Here is a 14,058-nt window from a genome sequence, read left to right as displayed (position 1 = left end):
ATGCTATTCGAGATGGCGCACGCAGTTAAACAGTTCGCAATGCCAGTTTTCGTCGGAGAATTGAAGTCTTGTGATAGAGGTGTTTTTCATGGCAGGAGTAGGATGCATAGCAGGTAATAAGGCATCCAGCAACTGGCGGATAAAGCTGCCATGACTGATCAGCAGTATTTTTTTACCGGAGTTTTCTGTTAGCAGATCCTGCATAAAGGAACGACCGCGTGCTACCACTGATGCATTTTTTTCCATACCCAGGTCCAGGAGTTTCCAGGAGGTTCCCCATTTACTGACACGTTCCTCTTCGGTGGTACCTTCGATGAGGCCGCCACCTGCTTCGCCTAGTCTTCTGTCTTCTGTCACCGTTTCTATTCCCAATTCCTGCGCAATGATCGCAGCTGTTTGCCTGGCGCGGATCAGGTGACTGGAGTAAACAAGGTCCCAGGTTTCGCCGGTGAGCCGCTGTCCCAGTTTTATGGCCTGCTGCACGCCTTCTTCATCCAGCGGGATGTCTGAATGGCCTTGCAATTTGCCTGCTTTATTCCAGGAAGTGGTGCCGTGACGGATAATAGCGATCTGGGTCATATTGAATCTTTTAGTCATTCCGGGGGACAAATATATACAAATCACTGTTGGGTTAATAGTGAGTTATTCACAATCCTTCGCTAAAGTTGACAAAAAACTCAAAACAAATTGTAGATAATTTATATGTTATATAGGATCATTGTTTGCGTTAATTAATAGGGAAATACCCGGAATCTTTTTTATAAGCTCATTTGCCGTAATAGTGTTTAATAATGATAAGATCAGGGAGTATTTTAAACGTCAATGAAGGATACTCATTGTGGCCCGGTTTGCGTTGCTGATGTAGGTGTCTGATCTTTTTAATAGTAATGATCTTCGGTCATGAATTCCTGTTTTGTAAGTTATCATTACATTTGTTATTATGGAAAAGAGTATTAAACCCAACGAAGAAAAGCCGGTCACAAAAGAAGAAGTGATAAAAGAAGAGCCTATTATCCATGATGGTTCCGGTGGTGCATTTGAAGGCACAGAAATGGTAACAGAAGAGCGGGAAGACAAACCGCGCCCAAAGGGACCAACACCTTACTAAGATATTAACTTTTCATGTTCCGGTCAGTGCGGTATTAAATCCTTAAATTAGTTGTACCAAAAAAGTCATGCTTATGTTATCCTTGGAAAAAATCAGCGAATTATTAGGAAAAGAAAGTGATACCCTGCTGCAACATCAAAGTAAGACTATCAGCAAAGACCTGCTGCATCTGCCAGGGCCTGATACGGTGAATAAAATTTACCAGCCATCCAGTCGTAACCCGCAGGTATTGCGCAGTTTGGGGCAGTTGTTTAATCATGGGCGGCTGGCAGGTACCGGTTACATGTCTATACTACCGGTAGATCAGGGTGTAGAGCACAGTGCCGGCGCATCTTTCGCGAAATACCCCGCTTATTTCGATCCGGAAAATATTGTCAAGCTGGCGGTAGAAGGTGGTTGTAATGCCGTAGCTTCCACTTTTGGTGTGTTATCTTCCGTATCGCGCAACTATGCGCATCGTATTCCCTTTATTGTAAAACTCAATCATAATGAATTGCTCACCTATCCCAACCGGGCCGATCAGGTGATGTATGGTACCGTAGAAGAAGCCTGGAACATAGGTGCTGTTGCAGTAGGAGCTACCATCTATTTCGGTTCTGAGCAGTCTGACCGGCAGATCGTAGAAGTATCCCAGGCATTTGAAAGGGCGCATGAACTGGGCATGGCAACCATTCTCTGGTGCTACCTGCGGAATGATGCTTTTAAGAAAGATGTAGATTATCATTTGTCTGCTGATCTTACCGGGCAGGCCAACCACCTGGGCGTTACCATTCAGGCAGATATTATCAAACAGAAACTACCGGTAGTCAATGGTGGCTATAAAGCGCTGAATACCGGTACTTCTTCCTATGGTAAACTGGATGAACGCATTTACACCGAGCTGACTTCCGACAATCCTATTGATCTTTGCCGCTACCAGGTAGCCAATTGTTATATGGGACGTATGGGATTGATTAATTCCGGTGGCGCTTCTGAGGGGGATGCTGATCTGGCAGAAGCTGTACGCACTGCTGTGATTAATAAGAGGGCCGGTGGCATGGGGCTGATTTCCGGTCGTAAAGCCTTCCAGCGCCCTATGGCAGAAGGAGCGGCTTTGCTGAATGCTATTCAGGATGTGTATTTGAATGAGCAGGTTACTATTGCGTAAGCTGAAAGCGTAAAGCAGAAAGCGATTATAGCGGATATATAAGCGGATAATTAATTACAAATACCTGTTTATATATCCGCTATAATCGCTTTTTGCTTTCTGCTTTACGCTTTCAGCTTCATCGCGTCTGTCCATCACCATGCACAAACCATTTTTCTGTTACCAGTTTTTCAAGTGCAAAAGGACCACGGGCATGCAGTTTCTGGGTGGAAATACCTATTTCTGCGCCCAAGCCAAATACACCTCCATCAGTGAATCGCGTAGAGGCGTTCACGTATACTGCGGCCGCATCTACTTCGTTGAGGAAACGTTCACTCACCGCGGTATCGCGGGAAATGATCGCCTCTGAGTGACGGGAAGAATAGGTTTGTATATGTGATAGTGCTTCCGATGTACCGGACACTATTTTTACCGAACATTTAAGGGATAAAAACTCACGACCAAAATCTTCAGGTTGCGCAGCAAAAAGATGCGGATAATTATTTTGCTGCAGCAGTTTAAAGGCTAACGGGTCCGCATATACGTCTACTGCATAAGGCAGCAGCTGCGGCGCCAGTAGTGCCAGGAAGTCGGCCGCTACGGCTTCATCTACCAGTACAGTGTCCAGCGCATTACATACAGAAGGGCGGGATACTTTAGCATTGGTAACAATGTTGGCAGCCATGGAGAGGTCAGCTGTTTTTTCCACATAGGTATGACATACGCCGGCACCGGTTTCAATCACCGGTACCCTGGAATTGGCCCGTACAAATTCTATCAGTTGCTCCGAGCCACGGGGAATAATGATGTCGATATATTTTACGGCTGTGAGCATTTCCGTCACCAGGTTACGGTCTGTAGGAAGCAGTTGTACCGCATGTTCATCTACCTTAAACTCCTTTAATACATCCTGTATCAGTTGTACCAGGATGGTGTTGGTATGAAAGGCATCGGTGCCACCGCGCAGTACACATACGTTGCCGGAGCGGATACAAAGCGCCGCCACATCTACGGTTACATTTGGTCTCGATTCATAAATCACGCCTACTACGCCGAGTGGAACGGTTTTCTTTTGCACCAATAAACCATTGTCCAGCTTCCTTTCCAGGACCAGTACATTGGCAGGATCCGGCAGGCCTGCAATCTCTTCCAGGCTGGAGGCCAGATCACGGATACGTGCGGTGGTGAGCAGGAGCCTGTCCTTTTTCGGATCTGCATCCGGCATACGGTCCAGGTCTTTTTTGTTTTCGGCGGTAATGTTTTCTGACTGTATCAGGATCACCGCCGCCAGTCGGCGCAGCAGGGCCTCTTTTTGTGCATCCGGCAAGGTACGTATAGATACGCCTGCCTGTTGCGCCTTTTCCAGTAAGGGTTGTATAGTCTCCATGATGTTATTTATTTTTTAAGCCGGGAAAAATTCCCCGGGGAGCGTGATACACTACAACAGCACAATATCATCGGCATGGGCCACTTCGGTGTTCTGTGCTTTATGTTTGGTATCGAGTACATCAGAAGATATTTTCGCCCTGCCTACGGCGATGGCGATATTGTCTTCATTCACGATTTCTATGACTTCCCCGCATTCAAATTTTTCGAGTACGGATTGTACGCCTACTGCCAGCAGGCTATGTCGCTTTTCCAGGGCTTGCTGTGCACCGGAATCTATCTGTATCCTGCCGGTTACCAGGCTGCCACTGGCCAGCCATTTTTTGCGGGCGGGCATACTGCAGGGCTGCGGGAGGCATAAGGTACCTGTTTTGCCTGCAATGGCATTGAGTATACCATCTTCCGTACGGATACCAAATATCACTACCCTGATGCCCATCCTGGTGGCGAGGCGGGCAAAGGTGAGCTTGGAGACCATGCCACCCAGGCCAAGACTGGATTTTTCTTTATCGGCCAATCCCAGGGCTGCTTTGTCAATTACATCTATCTGTGGTACTACCTGGCCGGATCTGTCCAATACACCTGCTACAGAGGTGCTGAACAACAACAGGGAGGCGCCAAAGCCTACCGCAATGAGGGTGGCCAGTTCATCATTGTCGGAGAACTTGAGCTCCAGGCTGCTCACCACATCGTTTTCGTTGGCGATAGGAATGATATTGCTGGCCCACAATTCTTCGTAGGTGCGCTTCAGCTGCAGGAACTGGTCCCTGTCGGAAAAGTGCTGCCGTTCGCACAGACTCTGTGCCACAGCAATATTATAGGGCGCAAAGTAGCGGCTGTATTTATTCAGTAGCAGCGGATTACCCACAGCTGCAGCGGCTTTACGCTCGCTGATGGTGCCATTGTAATGGCGCAAAAACTGTTTCCCCGCAGCTACTGCTCCGGATGATACCAACACAATATGATGATCTGCATGTAAAGCTGCCACCTGCCGTGCAATGCCGGCAATCACCGTTTCATCCAGGTCACCATTCTGATGGGTGATGGATGCCGTCCCAAATTTTATAACAAGTATCGGTTTGCTCAATTTCGTCTGTATTTGGAGCCTAAAATAATATTAAGAAGATGAAATTCTAAATGTAAAATTGAAGTCGACTGCTGAATTATGCTTTATATTAGGGAGTATATATTTATTAATGACCATATGATGAAAAAGAGTTTAATAATTACATTGGCTATGGTGGCGTGTTTGGGCGGTTTTCTTCCTGGTGCTTCCGCACAGCAATCCCTCCGGCAACAAATTGCCACTATTGCCGGAAATATATCAGGAAAGGTTGGGGTATACGCCCGGGTACTGGAAACAAAAGATACGGTATCGTTTAACCGCGATGAACGGTTTCCGATGCAGAGTGTATACAAGTTCCCGGTAGCTATCGCTATTTTGCAGCAGGTAGATGCACACAAAATGCGCCTCGATCAACCCGTGAAAATCCTCAAATCAGACCTTACTACCTCCGGGCATAGTCCCATCCGCGAAAAATATCCGGAAGGCAACGTCACGTTAACCATCAAAGAACTGCTGGAATATAATATCTGTGAAAGCGATGGCAGTGCCTGTGATATCTTTTTTAAATTACTGGGTGGTCCTGCAAAGGTCAACGGATATATTCACGGATTGGGTGTAAAACAGATCAATATTGCTACTACAGAAGAAGCGCAGGTACAGAAGGAGCAGCCCATGGTGCAATATAAAAACTGGTGCACACCAATTGCCATGACGCAGCTATTGGAGAAGTTTTACAGCACACCGGTATTGTCAGACAGCAGCAGGAACTATTTACTGCACCTGATGACGACTTCAGGCCCTGGCGCTAAAAGACTGAAAGGATTATTACCCGCCGGCACTGTAGTGGCACATAAAACCGGTACCGCCTGGACAATCAATGGGCAGACTGCCGCACACAATGATGTGGGCATTATTACCCTGCCGAATGGAAATCATATAGCCATCACCGTATTTGTGTCAGACGCCGGCGCCACCGAGCAGGAACGGGATGCTACCATTGCAAAAGTAGCTAAGGCAGTATGGGATGCATATGCCCATTAAAAAAATGATGGGGGAATAGTTGCTGGTTCGTTAACAATTCCTGAATATTGCAATTGATTGGTAGTCCCTTTTAAGCCCGGCCTTGAATGTAATGTAGCCTTACCGGGTGGAACTATATAGAAAAACCGTAACAAACAAACCCGCACACTTATGTTTATTGTTTACCAGATCAGATCCGTAGAACATACGCGAAAACACTATCCGGGATTAGCATGCCCTTTACCCAATAGTGGTGGTGATGGTGTTACCATCGCAGTATTGCAGCGATACGTATGGTTTGTAGGACCTATGATGCCTTCTCTGAAATATGGTGTAGCATTTTGTGACAACGGAGAAAGAATCCCGGCAGCCAAGTGGACGCCCGAAATTACTGCGAAATATAAAGAGCTGAAGGCAACGACCAAAACACCACTTCGCATGTGGAGAGGGATGATCGTGATTCCAGCCTTCATTCTTGTGCTGGCGGTGGTTGCCCAGGTCGCCAAACATAGAAAGTCGACCAGCGACAAAGAGTTGGCAACTTACGTAGCCGATCCGCACCCCGGAGATATTTTTTACGCCAGCACGGGTGGCACCCTGGTACGCAATGAAAACAGCGCCACTACTACCAATAACGTGTATGCGCTGTTTAAAGTTATTAAAATAGATGGCGATAACATCGTTCTTGCGCAGGGCAATGCCAGCAGGGTAAGTACCCCCGACCACTTTATCAATGAATTTGAATCCGGCTTCTGGAATGATCTGAAAAAAGAAACGACTTCGTTCGGTGAAACGCCTGTCACCATTTCTCTTCAAAGCCTGAAGCAGTATAATTTCTTTTCCATAGTACCGCATAAGGAAGATGATTCACCTGGCAGGATCTCCAAAATTGTCCGACCTGATAAATAAACATACCTGATGGAACAAGAACAGCCCCGGAAAAAAGTAACGTATCATGACAGCGATTATGAATACGTCAACAGCATGTCTAAAAGCCCCTGGCCTACGCTGATATGGACGATCATTATCAGTGGCGCACTTTTTACCTTTGCTATTATGCGGTACCGGGAAATGGTAGCCTGGGAAGCGAGTGGTGGCAGTATGCGAATGAACAGTATAGAGAAGCTTTGTTACGACATGGCTGGTACCTGGCTATTTCCGGCTGTGATAGCAGTTATAGCTGCAATTGCACTCATTGCCGGCATCGGGCAGTTTCTTCGCAAGCTCCGGTTAAGACGAGAATAGCATGGTATGCAGCAAAATATACAAAACATGGAGCAGTGGGCTGCTGCTGGTATTGCTGCTACTATCAGCAGCGCGGATCTTTGCGCAAAAAGTAAATATGAGTAAAAACAATACCTTAACTATCGGCTGCTATAGTGCCAACCAGATGGAAGTAGCAGAAGAGTTCTGTTTGTTTGAGAATCACCGCTTTATTCTATCAGCTATGGCGCGGTGGACCAGTTTACAAAAGGCACCTGGCAACAGGAGCACGATACGCTTTATCTGACTTCAGATAAAGCGGCGCCGAAATATATTATTCAGGCATCGAAGGATACAAAGATAGCATCGGGAAAAATATTGCTGGTGTTTGCATTCAACTATCAGCATGTACCTTATCTTGTTTTTGATTTTTCTGCGCATCCTGCGATGGATGCGATGCCAGCAGCGAAAGAAACCAAGGATGGATTTGAGGTGTTGCTGGATCAACCTTCTTACCGGCATCTGAATATATTGCACAGTATGTATGATACTGCATTTTTTGATTATCCACTGCCACCGGATGTAAACAAGCTACACATCGCACCGGGAGAGGGATTAGGCAGATTGCAATTTGACCGCGAAGCATTTTTGATATCAAAGGAAAAGCTGGTAAGTGCTACCAATAAAGATCACCTGTTTATATTTTCAGGAAAACCACCGGAGGCGGTAAGCTTTTAGCTTTTAGCTGTTAGTAAATGCAGCGGAGATTAACATTTGTTGGTCTTTGCTGCATTTACTAACAGCTAAAAGCTAATGGCTAACAGCTTACTTCATATACTTTTTATACTCATTTTCGATATCTGTCAAATCTATTTTACTGAGTTTGTTGCCATCATATATCCATGCTTCCCAGTTGTATTTAGGATCGCTTAAGTCAATGGTGGCAGCATTGCCGGTTTTAGACTGAAAGTGCATTTTGCCGCCGGTAGGTTCCATTATTTTTACACCTTTCCCTTCCAGGAAAATACGTGCATCGGCCATGTAGTTTGAGTTATCATCGGCGATGGTAAAAAAAGCTTCTTCCCCGTTTTCTTTTTTTAATTTTGCCAGTTGGGCACTATCAGGTGAATAAAGAATAGCGCATGGATGCGAAATTTTTTCAGCGCCAGCCGCAGATACGGTTGGTTGTGGTGGCGCAGCGGCAGTCTCGATTTTTTCTTCCGGTATTTTACTTTCATGACAGGCCGCGAAAGTAAAAAGCGCGATAGGTAATAAAAGTTGATTTTTCATGGCTTTCATAGCAATAGTTTGTTTGGCATATTTGATTATACAGCTGTTGGGCTGTCCAACACATGTAAGCTATAAAGATAATATAAAAATATGCGGAGTACAACTATTGTGAAGTCATCATGAAAGGATAGTCAATAAGACCTGTGGCGCCACCTTCATAGAAAGTACTTTTGTCTGCGGCTGCTAACGGATATTGATCTCTGAAACGCTCCACCAGATCAGGATTGGAGATAAATGGTCTTCCGAATGCAATAAGATCTGCTTCATTTCGTTGCAGTGTTTTTTCTGCGCTGTCGGCGGTGAAACCACCACCTAAAATTAACCAATTATTAAACTGTTGTCGTACTAAACTGATGTAATTTCCGGGGATAGGTACACTACCATTTGTTGACTGATCTGAGAGGTGAATATATCGTATATCCATGCTGTTTAGTTTCGAAGTCAGGTATAGATGTGTGGCAATTTCTTCTTTATATAATGTCAGGCCATTCAATGCAGCAAAGGGAGAGAGACGGATGCCTACCCGGTCGGCGCCAGCAACTTCTATGCAGCCTTTTACGATGTCTAATAAAAAGCGGCTACGGTTTTCTATACTGCCGCCATATTTATCAATACGTTCATTGGTAAGTGGATGCATAAACTGTTCAATCAGATAACCATGTGCGGCGTGTATTTCAACACCATCGAAGCCTGCTGTCAGCGCATTTTTTGTAGCCTGTACATGTAATGCAATCATTTCTTCCACAGCAGCAGTGCTCATCGCTACCGGCGTTGGCATAAGCTGTGGTCCCTGTGCGGTGTCTACACTACCTGTTGCTGTTACTGCGGAGGGAGCCACCAATGGGCCGCCACCAGGGAGGTTGAGCGGGTGGCCTAATCTACCGCAATGTACCAACTGCAGAAATATTTTTCCGTTTTTTGCATGTACTGCATCCGTTACTTTTTTCCATCCGGCTATTTGTGCATCATTGTAGATGGCTGGCAGATCGCTGTACCCCATACCATTGGCACTGATCACGGTGCTTTCTGCAATCAACAGTCCTGCACTGGCACGTTGACTGTAATAAGTAGCTACAATATCATGTGGTACACCATCGGTGGCTCTTCTTCTGCTCATAGGCGCCATCACTACTCTGTTGGCAAGAGGTAGTGATGCTGCGCTGATCGATTCCAGTAGTTTCATCTTTGTGCTTTTTATGCTACAAAGTTATTGGTGGCGAATGGGACGCAACAGGTATAATCCGGGGGGATTACTGTAATTTTGCAGGTTATGGAAGCACGGAATTTGTACACGCCTTTTGAATTATTGCAGGGGAATATGTCGGACTGGGATCCCCGTCCGCAGGTGTACTATTTTTTCGAGATCATACAGATCCAGGAGGGGAGTGGGTTTCGGACGGTGAATAAAAACCGGTTCCCTTACCGGAAAGGAAGCATCTTTTTGTTTACGCCGCGTGATTGTCGTGGATTCGAAGAAGAGACGTCTACCCGTTTTGTATCGGTACGTTTTTCGGAAATGTTTGTTGGTCATTCTCATACGCCGCAGGAAAAAGAACGTATAGGAGCGTGGTTGCGTCAGTTGGAGTATCTTTTCTTTTACCATAACCGGCAGGAGCAGCTACTGATCAGGCAGGATAATGATTGTAAAATGATTACTGCATTGATTGGCAATATGGTGGAAGAATATGAACAGAAACATCCTTATTACCAGGAAAATCTGCAGCATTATGTTACGTTGTTGTTGAATATTGTGGCCAGGAATGTGGCGGCAGATATTAATATAACAGGGGAGGAAGATTGTGCGTTACTGATCAACCAGATCATGTTGTATATCCGTCAGCATATTTATGAACGGGAGATGCTGAAGCAGGAGGTCCTTTCGTCAAAATTCAATCTTTCCCAGAACTATATCGGGGAGTTCTTTAAAAAGCAGACGGGGGAGAGCCTGCAGCAGTTCATTATTAATTATAAGCTGAACCTGGTGCAGTTACGGGTGTCTTACAGTGATCTTACCATTGGAGAAATCGCCGATGAGCTGGGGTTTACAGACGAAAGCCACCTGAGCCGCTTGTTTAAGAAATATTACGGGGTAACGCCATCGGCTTACCGGAAAGAGGGGCGGAAAAACGAGCTTCAAAAAAATATTCATTGAAATATTTCGATATTTGGAAAATAGTATTACTTTTGTTCTATGGATTTAGCAGTTATAGAAAAAGCAGCAAATGCCATCGCCGACAAGCACCGATTATCTATTTTAATGGAGGTTGTTAAGAAGGGCAAGCTGATTTGTGGTGATGTATGTGAGTTTACGTGTTTATCGCAACCCACTGTATCGCACCATGTGAAGATCCTGGTTGAAAGTGGCGTGCTGAATTCTTCAAAAAATGGCAGAATTGTGGAATTAACGCTCAATAAAGAGATGATGAAGCAATTGTCGATGTTCTTTTTACAATTAAGCTGAGGGACTACCGGGCGGGTTTACCAACGGCTTTTTTTATAGGTTAATACATTGAAATGTTTAAATTAATGAATTGATAGAGAAGATTTTCTCTTTTTTTTGAAGTAATTACATTGATAAACTTAAATAAATCAATAGGATGGAACTATTACAACACAAAACCGCTGTCATCACGGGCGGTAACAGCGGTATAGGATATGCAACAGCAGCAGATTTTTTGGCGAAAGGCGCAAAGGTATTAATCACAGGGCGTAGACCAGAGGCTGTACAGCAGGCAGTGGCTACACTTGGCAAGGACGTAGATAGTTTTATTGCGGATCAGGGAAGAATAGAAGACTCAAAACAATTGGCGGAGTATGTGCGTGACCGTTATGGTAAGATAGATATCCTGTTTGTGAACGCCGGGATAGGTACATTTGCCAACATTGCAGATGTAACAGAAGCGGAATTCGACAGGATTATGGACATTAATCTGAAGGGCGCATTTTTTACGGTACAGCACTTACTCCCGTTAATTAACGACGGCGGCACCATCATCCTGTTATCCTCTGTGAATGCACACTCGGGCATGCCGGGAACAGCGGTGTACAGCGCCAGCAAAGCAGGATTGAACTCACTGGGTCGTACTTTATCAAGAGAATTAGCCAGCAGAAAAATCAGGGTGAACATCGTCAATCCCGGTCCGGTGGATACACCTATTCTAGAAAAGGCAGGGATCTCTAAAGATGCGTTCAACGAAGCTCATCTGGCACAAAGAATGCCGATAGGCAGAATGGGCCGTCCGGAAGAAATAGCCAAACTGGTATCCTTCCTCGCGTCCGACGATGCATCGTTTATCACCGGCGTAGAATACAATGTAGACGGCGGCCTTAGCGTACATCCATTAATCGCCTAATTTCTCAAAACACTTATTCATGTCATCATTGAAAGATAAAATAGTTGTTATCACTGGCGGTAACAGCGGCATAGGTTATACAACAGCAGCATCATTTTTAGCAAAGGGAGCAAAGGTATTGATAACAGGTCGTAATCCGGATGCCATACAGGAAGCTGTATATACACTCGGGCACCCTGCAGAAGGTTTTAAAGCAGATCAGTCAGATTTGAATGATGCGAAACGGTTGGCGGAATATATACAGGGACGTTTTGGAAAAATAGATGCGTTGTTTATAAATGCGGGTGTGGCGAAACTGGCACCGTTTGAAACGGTTACAACAGACTTATACGATGAATTAATGAATGTTAATTTCAAAGGCGCCTTTTTCACCATACAGCACTTATTGCCCCTCATCAATGATGGGGGTTCTATTACCCTGCTATCTGCGCTGAATGCGTATTCCGGCACTCCTAACGGAGCGGTATTATCTGCCAGCAAAGCAGCGTTAAACTCTTTAGGCAGAACATTATCGAGGGAGCTGGCCAGCCGGAAAATACGGGTTAATACCGTGAATCCCGGCATCATTGCCACTCCATTACTGGAAAAGGTAGGCATGCCGGATGTTTTTAAAACACATCTGGGCAATATCACTCCCCTGGGCCGGTTAGGCAAAGCGGAAGATATCGCCAACATGGTCACCTTCCTGGCTTCTGATGAAGCCTCATTTATTACTGGTGGAGAATATAATGTAGACGGTGGACTTATGGTACATCCGTTGATCGGTTGATAAATGATCCTGGGCGTTGCCGTGTGCAGCATTGTGTAAATGCTGCACCAGCAGCAAGGACATCAAAAAGAATTTCTTTGTTGATTTACAGTTAACGGTTGTTTAGGATGTTAATCCCATTGGTTGTCTGCCGGATGCCGCTTGCTATACAGGTATCTGGCAGCAGCTTTTAAGAATTACGAATTAGGAATTACGAATTACGGGTTTGTGGGGAGATAGTAAACGTGTATATCTCCTCACAAATCCGTAATTCGTAATTCCTAATTCGTAATTTTTTTGATCAGTTTCCCCAGTGTTTTTAATCCATCATCTACCTGTTTGCTCCAGGCATTACCAAAACTGATACGTAAACAGTTATTGTATTTGTTCTGCAGCGAAAAAATTCTGCCGGGGCAGAAGCCGATCTTATGTTTCAGGGCCTGCTGGAACAATTCAAATGTATTGATGGATTCATCCAGCTCTATCCACAGCACACAACCTCCCTGTGGTCTGGAGATGCGGGTGCCTTCCGGGAAATATTCGTTGATCGCCTGAGAGTACCGCAAACATTGGGTATGCAGCATTTTCCGCAAATTGCGCAGGTGAAATTCGTAGCGGCCAATTTCAAGGAAATGTCCTACCGCCGCCTGTGGCAGCGAAGCACATGCAATGGAGTGATTTTGTTTCATCAGCAATACCTTTTCCTTGTATTTTCCCGGCATAGTCCATCCTACGCGATAGCCCGGCGCCAGTGATTTGGAAAAAGAATTGCAGAGCAATACGTGTCCGTATTTATCAAATGTTTTGCAGTTGGCAGGACGTTGTTTGGAGAAATAAAGGTCTCCATATATATCATCTTCTATCAGGGCAATATCGTATTTCACCATCATGTCTACCAGCACCTTTTTATTTTTGTCCGGCATACAGGAACCCAACGGGTTGTTGTAGTTGGTTACAAAAAGACAGGCTTTGATTTTATGACGGGGTATAGCTTTGTCGAGGTACTCGAGGTCTACTCCATAAATCGGGTGGGTGGGCACTTCCAGCACTCTCAGCCCCAGACTTTCTGCCAGTTGCATGGAGCCATAATAAGCGGGACTTTCAATCGCAATGGTATCGCCAGGTTGTGTAACGGCTGTGAGGCACAAAGTGAGTGCATCCATACAACCACTGGTGGTTACGACATCTTCTGCCGTAAAAGCGCCGCCCCAGGCTAACGACATCCGCGCAATTTGTCCGCGTAACAGCGCATTGCCCTGCAACTCTTCATAGCCGATTCCGTTATTGGGCAGGTTGCGGAGTGCGTGTACCACGGCTTTCGCCATTTTAGCAGCAGGCAGCAGCTCTGGTGGTGGGGTTGCTACAGAAAAATTCAGGATGTTGGGGTTTCTGTGGTGACTGAATACTTCCATCACCATATCACTCACCGTTGCTTCGCTGGCTTTTTTTACCGGTGCACAGGTATTGGGCATAGCGGGCATGCGCCGGGAGGCGAAGCGGATATAATAGCCCGACTTAGGTCTGGATTCAATGAGACCCTTTGATTCCAGGTGATAATATGCCTGGAAAGCGGTGGTTAAACTGATCCCCTGCTGCTTGCTGAGCATGCGCACAGAAGGCAGTTTTTCCCCTATTTTCATCACATCTTTTTCTATCAGCTGTTCTATGTTATCAGCTACCTGCAGGTACAGGTGATCGGCGGTTTTTATCATGGCAATGCAAATCTGATCTGGTCAAAAGTACAAATTTGGCATCTGT

Annotated in this window: 17 protein-coding genes; 11 read left to right on the top strand and 6 right to left on the bottom strand. The window is 45.5% G+C overall.

All coding sequences use genetic code 11. The features are described from left to right. Positions 1 to 3: 3 nt before the first annotated feature. Complete coding sequence (locus AB4Z08_RS19345; RefSeq protein ID WP_441575412.1) at positions 4 to 579, bottom strand: histidine phosphatase family protein; 576 nt, start codon at positions 577 to 579, stop codon at positions 4 to 6. Positions 580 to 940: 361 nt separating this feature from the next. Here AB4Z08_RS19345 and AB4Z08_RS19340 point away from each other — a divergent pair, with 361 nt between their 5' ends. Beyond that, positions 941 to 1,108 carry a hypothetical protein gene (locus AB4Z08_RS19340; protein ID WP_441575411.1) on the top strand — a complete coding sequence of 56 codons (168 nt, stop codon included), beginning with the start codon at positions 941 to 943 and terminating at the stop codon, positions 1,106 to 1,108. Positions 1,109 to 1,181: 73 nt separating this feature from the next. Next, a complete protein-coding gene (locus tag AB4Z08_RS19335; protein WP_441575410.1) occupies positions 1,182 to 2,255 on the top strand; it encodes a class I fructose-bisphosphate aldolase in 1,074 nt (357 codons plus the stop codon). 118 nt (positions 2,256 to 2,373) lie between these two features. Here the strand turns inward: AB4Z08_RS19335 and AB4Z08_RS19330 are convergent, their stop codons facing one another. After that, positions 2,374 to 3,621: a glutamate-5-semialdehyde dehydrogenase gene (locus tag AB4Z08_RS19330; RefSeq protein ID WP_441575409.1), complete on the bottom strand. Its 1,248-nt coding sequence runs from the start codon at positions 3,619 to 3,621 to the stop codon at positions 2,374 to 2,376. A gap of 51 nt (positions 3,622 to 3,672) precedes the next feature. Continuing rightward, positions 3,673 to 4,707, bottom strand: a complete 1,035-nt coding sequence (proB, locus tag AB4Z08_RS19325) for a glutamate 5-kinase (RefSeq protein ID WP_441575408.1) — start codon at positions 4,705 to 4,707, stop codon at positions 3,673 to 3,675. Between the two features lie 120 nt (positions 4,708 to 4,827). On the opposite strand from proB, the gene bla reads away from it, so the two are divergent. The 5 genes from bla (at position 4,828) to AB4Z08_RS19300 (ending at position 7,647) form a co-directional block, all read left to right on the top strand. Beyond that, positions 4,828 to 5,727: a class A beta-lactamase gene (bla, locus tag AB4Z08_RS19320; RefSeq protein WP_441575407.1), complete on the top strand. Its 900-nt coding sequence runs from the start codon at positions 4,828 to 4,830 to the stop codon at positions 5,725 to 5,727. A gap of 150 nt (positions 5,728 to 5,877) precedes the next feature. Next, on the top strand, positions 5,878 to 6,615 hold the full coding sequence (locus AB4Z08_RS19315) for a hypothetical protein (RefSeq protein WP_441575406.1): 738 nt from the start codon (positions 5,878 to 5,880) through the stop codon (positions 6,613 to 6,615). Positions 6,616 to 6,624: 9 nt separating this feature from the next. Continuing rightward, a complete protein-coding gene (locus AB4Z08_RS19310; protein WP_441575405.1) occupies positions 6,625 to 6,951 on the top strand; it encodes a hypothetical protein in 327 nt (108 codons plus the stop codon). 1 nt (position 6,952) lies between these two features. Then, positions 6,953 to 7,216 (top strand): hypothetical protein, encoded by a 264-nt coding sequence (locus AB4Z08_RS19305; protein ID WP_441575404.1) that lies wholly within the window; start codon positions 6,953 to 6,955, stop codon positions 7,214 to 7,216. Next, on the top strand, positions 7,162 to 7,647 hold the full coding sequence (locus AB4Z08_RS19300; RefSeq protein ID WP_441575403.1) for a hypothetical protein: 486 nt from the start codon (positions 7,162 to 7,164) through the stop codon (positions 7,645 to 7,647). The genes AB4Z08_RS19305 and AB4Z08_RS19300 overlap by 55 nt, the downstream gene beginning before the upstream one ends. Before the next feature lie 87 nt (positions 7,648 to 7,734). Here the strand turns inward: AB4Z08_RS19300 and AB4Z08_RS19295 are convergent, their stop codons facing one another. Together AB4Z08_RS19295 and AB4Z08_RS19290 are read right to left on the bottom strand one after the other, a co-directional pair. Further along, the gene (locus AB4Z08_RS19295) at positions 7,735 to 8,199 is read right to left on the bottom strand and encodes a hypothetical protein (protein ID WP_441575402.1); all 465 of its coding nucleotides are present in this window, start codon (positions 8,197 to 8,199) and stop codon (positions 7,735 to 7,737) included. A 103-nt stretch (positions 8,200 to 8,302) separates the two neighbouring features. Further along, entirely contained in the window at positions 8,303 to 9,382 is a 1,080-nt protein-coding gene (locus AB4Z08_RS19290) for an alkene reductase (protein WP_441575401.1), read from the bottom strand. An 87-nt stretch (positions 9,383 to 9,469) separates the two neighbouring features. Here AB4Z08_RS19290 and AB4Z08_RS19285 point away from each other — a divergent pair, with 87 nt between their 5' ends. The 4 genes from AB4Z08_RS19285 (at position 9,470) to AB4Z08_RS19270 (ending at position 12,321) form a co-directional block, all read left to right on the top strand. Next, complete coding sequence (locus AB4Z08_RS19285) at positions 9,470 to 10,351, top strand: helix-turn-helix domain-containing protein (RefSeq protein WP_441575400.1); 882 nt, start codon at positions 9,470 to 9,472, stop codon at positions 10,349 to 10,351. 39 nt (positions 10,352 to 10,390) lie between these two features. Beyond that, on the top strand, positions 10,391 to 10,660 hold the full coding sequence (locus AB4Z08_RS19280; RefSeq protein WP_134643411.1) for an ArsR family transcriptional regulator: 270 nt from the start codon (positions 10,391 to 10,393) through the stop codon (positions 10,658 to 10,660). 136 nt (positions 10,661 to 10,796) lie between these two features. Then, positions 10,797 to 11,552, top strand: coding sequence for a glucose 1-dehydrogenase (locus tag AB4Z08_RS19275; protein ID WP_441575399.1), 756 nt, complete (start codon positions 10,797 to 10,799; stop codon positions 11,550 to 11,552). Between the two features lie 19 nt (positions 11,553 to 11,571). Next, complete coding sequence (locus tag AB4Z08_RS19270) at positions 11,572 to 12,321, top strand: SDR family oxidoreductase (protein ID WP_441575398.1); 750 nt, start codon at positions 11,572 to 11,574, stop codon at positions 12,319 to 12,321. Between the two features lie 260 nt (positions 12,322 to 12,581). Here the strand turns inward: AB4Z08_RS19270 and AB4Z08_RS19265 are convergent, their stop codons facing one another. Continuing rightward, positions 12,582 to 14,012, bottom strand: coding sequence for an aminotransferase-like domain-containing protein (locus AB4Z08_RS19265; RefSeq protein ID WP_441575397.1), 1,431 nt, complete (start codon positions 14,010 to 14,012; stop codon positions 12,582 to 12,584). Positions 14,013 to 14,058: the final 46 nt, after the last annotated feature.

The organism is Chitinophaga sp. RAB17, assembly GCF_052114225.1.
Classification (GTDB): domain Bacteria; phylum Bacteroidota; class Bacteroidia; order Chitinophagales; family Chitinophagaceae; genus Chitinophaga.
This window is presented reverse-complemented; position numbering and strand designations above follow the sequence as displayed.

Excerpts from the sequence above, each read along its gene's own strand:
- AB4Z08_RS19345 (WP_441575412.1), bottom strand. The coding sequence starts at position 579 with ATGACCCAGATCGCTATTATCCGTCACGGCACCACTTCCTGGAATAAA.
- AB4Z08_RS19340 (WP_441575411.1), top strand. The coding sequence starts at position 941 with ATGGAAAAGAGTATTAAACCCAACGAAGAAAAGCCGGTCACAAAAGAA.
- AB4Z08_RS19335 (WP_441575410.1), top strand. The coding sequence starts at position 1,182 with ATGTTATCCTTGGAAAAAATCAGCGAATTATTAGGAAAAGAAAGTGAT.
- AB4Z08_RS19330 (WP_441575409.1), bottom strand. The coding sequence starts at position 3,621 with ATGGAGACTATACAACCCTTACTGGAAAAGGCGCAACAGGCAGGCGTA.
- bla (WP_441575407.1), top strand. The coding sequence starts at position 4,828 with ATGAAAAAGAGTTTAATAATTACATTGGCTATGGTGGCGTGTTTGGGC.
- AB4Z08_RS19315 (WP_441575406.1), top strand. The coding sequence starts at position 5,878 with ATGTTTATTGTTTACCAGATCAGATCCGTAGAACATACGCGAAAACAC.
- AB4Z08_RS19310 (WP_441575405.1), top strand. The coding sequence starts at position 6,625 with ATGGAACAAGAACAGCCCCGGAAAAAAGTAACGTATCATGACAGCGAT.
- AB4Z08_RS19305 (WP_441575404.1), top strand. The coding sequence starts at position 6,953 with ATGGTATGCAGCAAAATATACAAAACATGGAGCAGTGGGCTGCTGCTG.
- AB4Z08_RS19295 (WP_441575402.1), bottom strand. The coding sequence starts at position 8,199 with ATGAAAAATCAACTTTTATTACCTATCGCGCTTTTTACTTTCGCGGCC.
- AB4Z08_RS19290 (WP_441575401.1), bottom strand. The coding sequence starts at position 9,382 with ATGAAACTACTGGAATCGATCAGCGCAGCATCACTACCTCTTGCCAAC.
- AB4Z08_RS19285 (WP_441575400.1), top strand. The coding sequence starts at position 9,470 with ATGGAAGCACGGAATTTGTACACGCCTTTTGAATTATTGCAGGGGAAT.
- AB4Z08_RS19280 (WP_134643411.1), top strand. The coding sequence starts at position 10,391 with ATGGATTTAGCAGTTATAGAAAAAGCAGCAAATGCCATCGCCGACAAG.
- AB4Z08_RS19275 (WP_441575399.1), top strand. The coding sequence starts at position 10,797 with ATGGAACTATTACAACACAAAACCGCTGTCATCACGGGCGGTAACAGC.
- AB4Z08_RS19270 (WP_441575398.1), top strand. The coding sequence starts at position 11,572 with ATGTCATCATTGAAAGATAAAATAGTTGTTATCACTGGCGGTAACAGC.
- AB4Z08_RS19265 (WP_441575397.1), bottom strand. The coding sequence starts at position 14,012 with ATGATAAAAACCGCCGATCACCTGTACCTGCAGGTAGCTGATAACATA.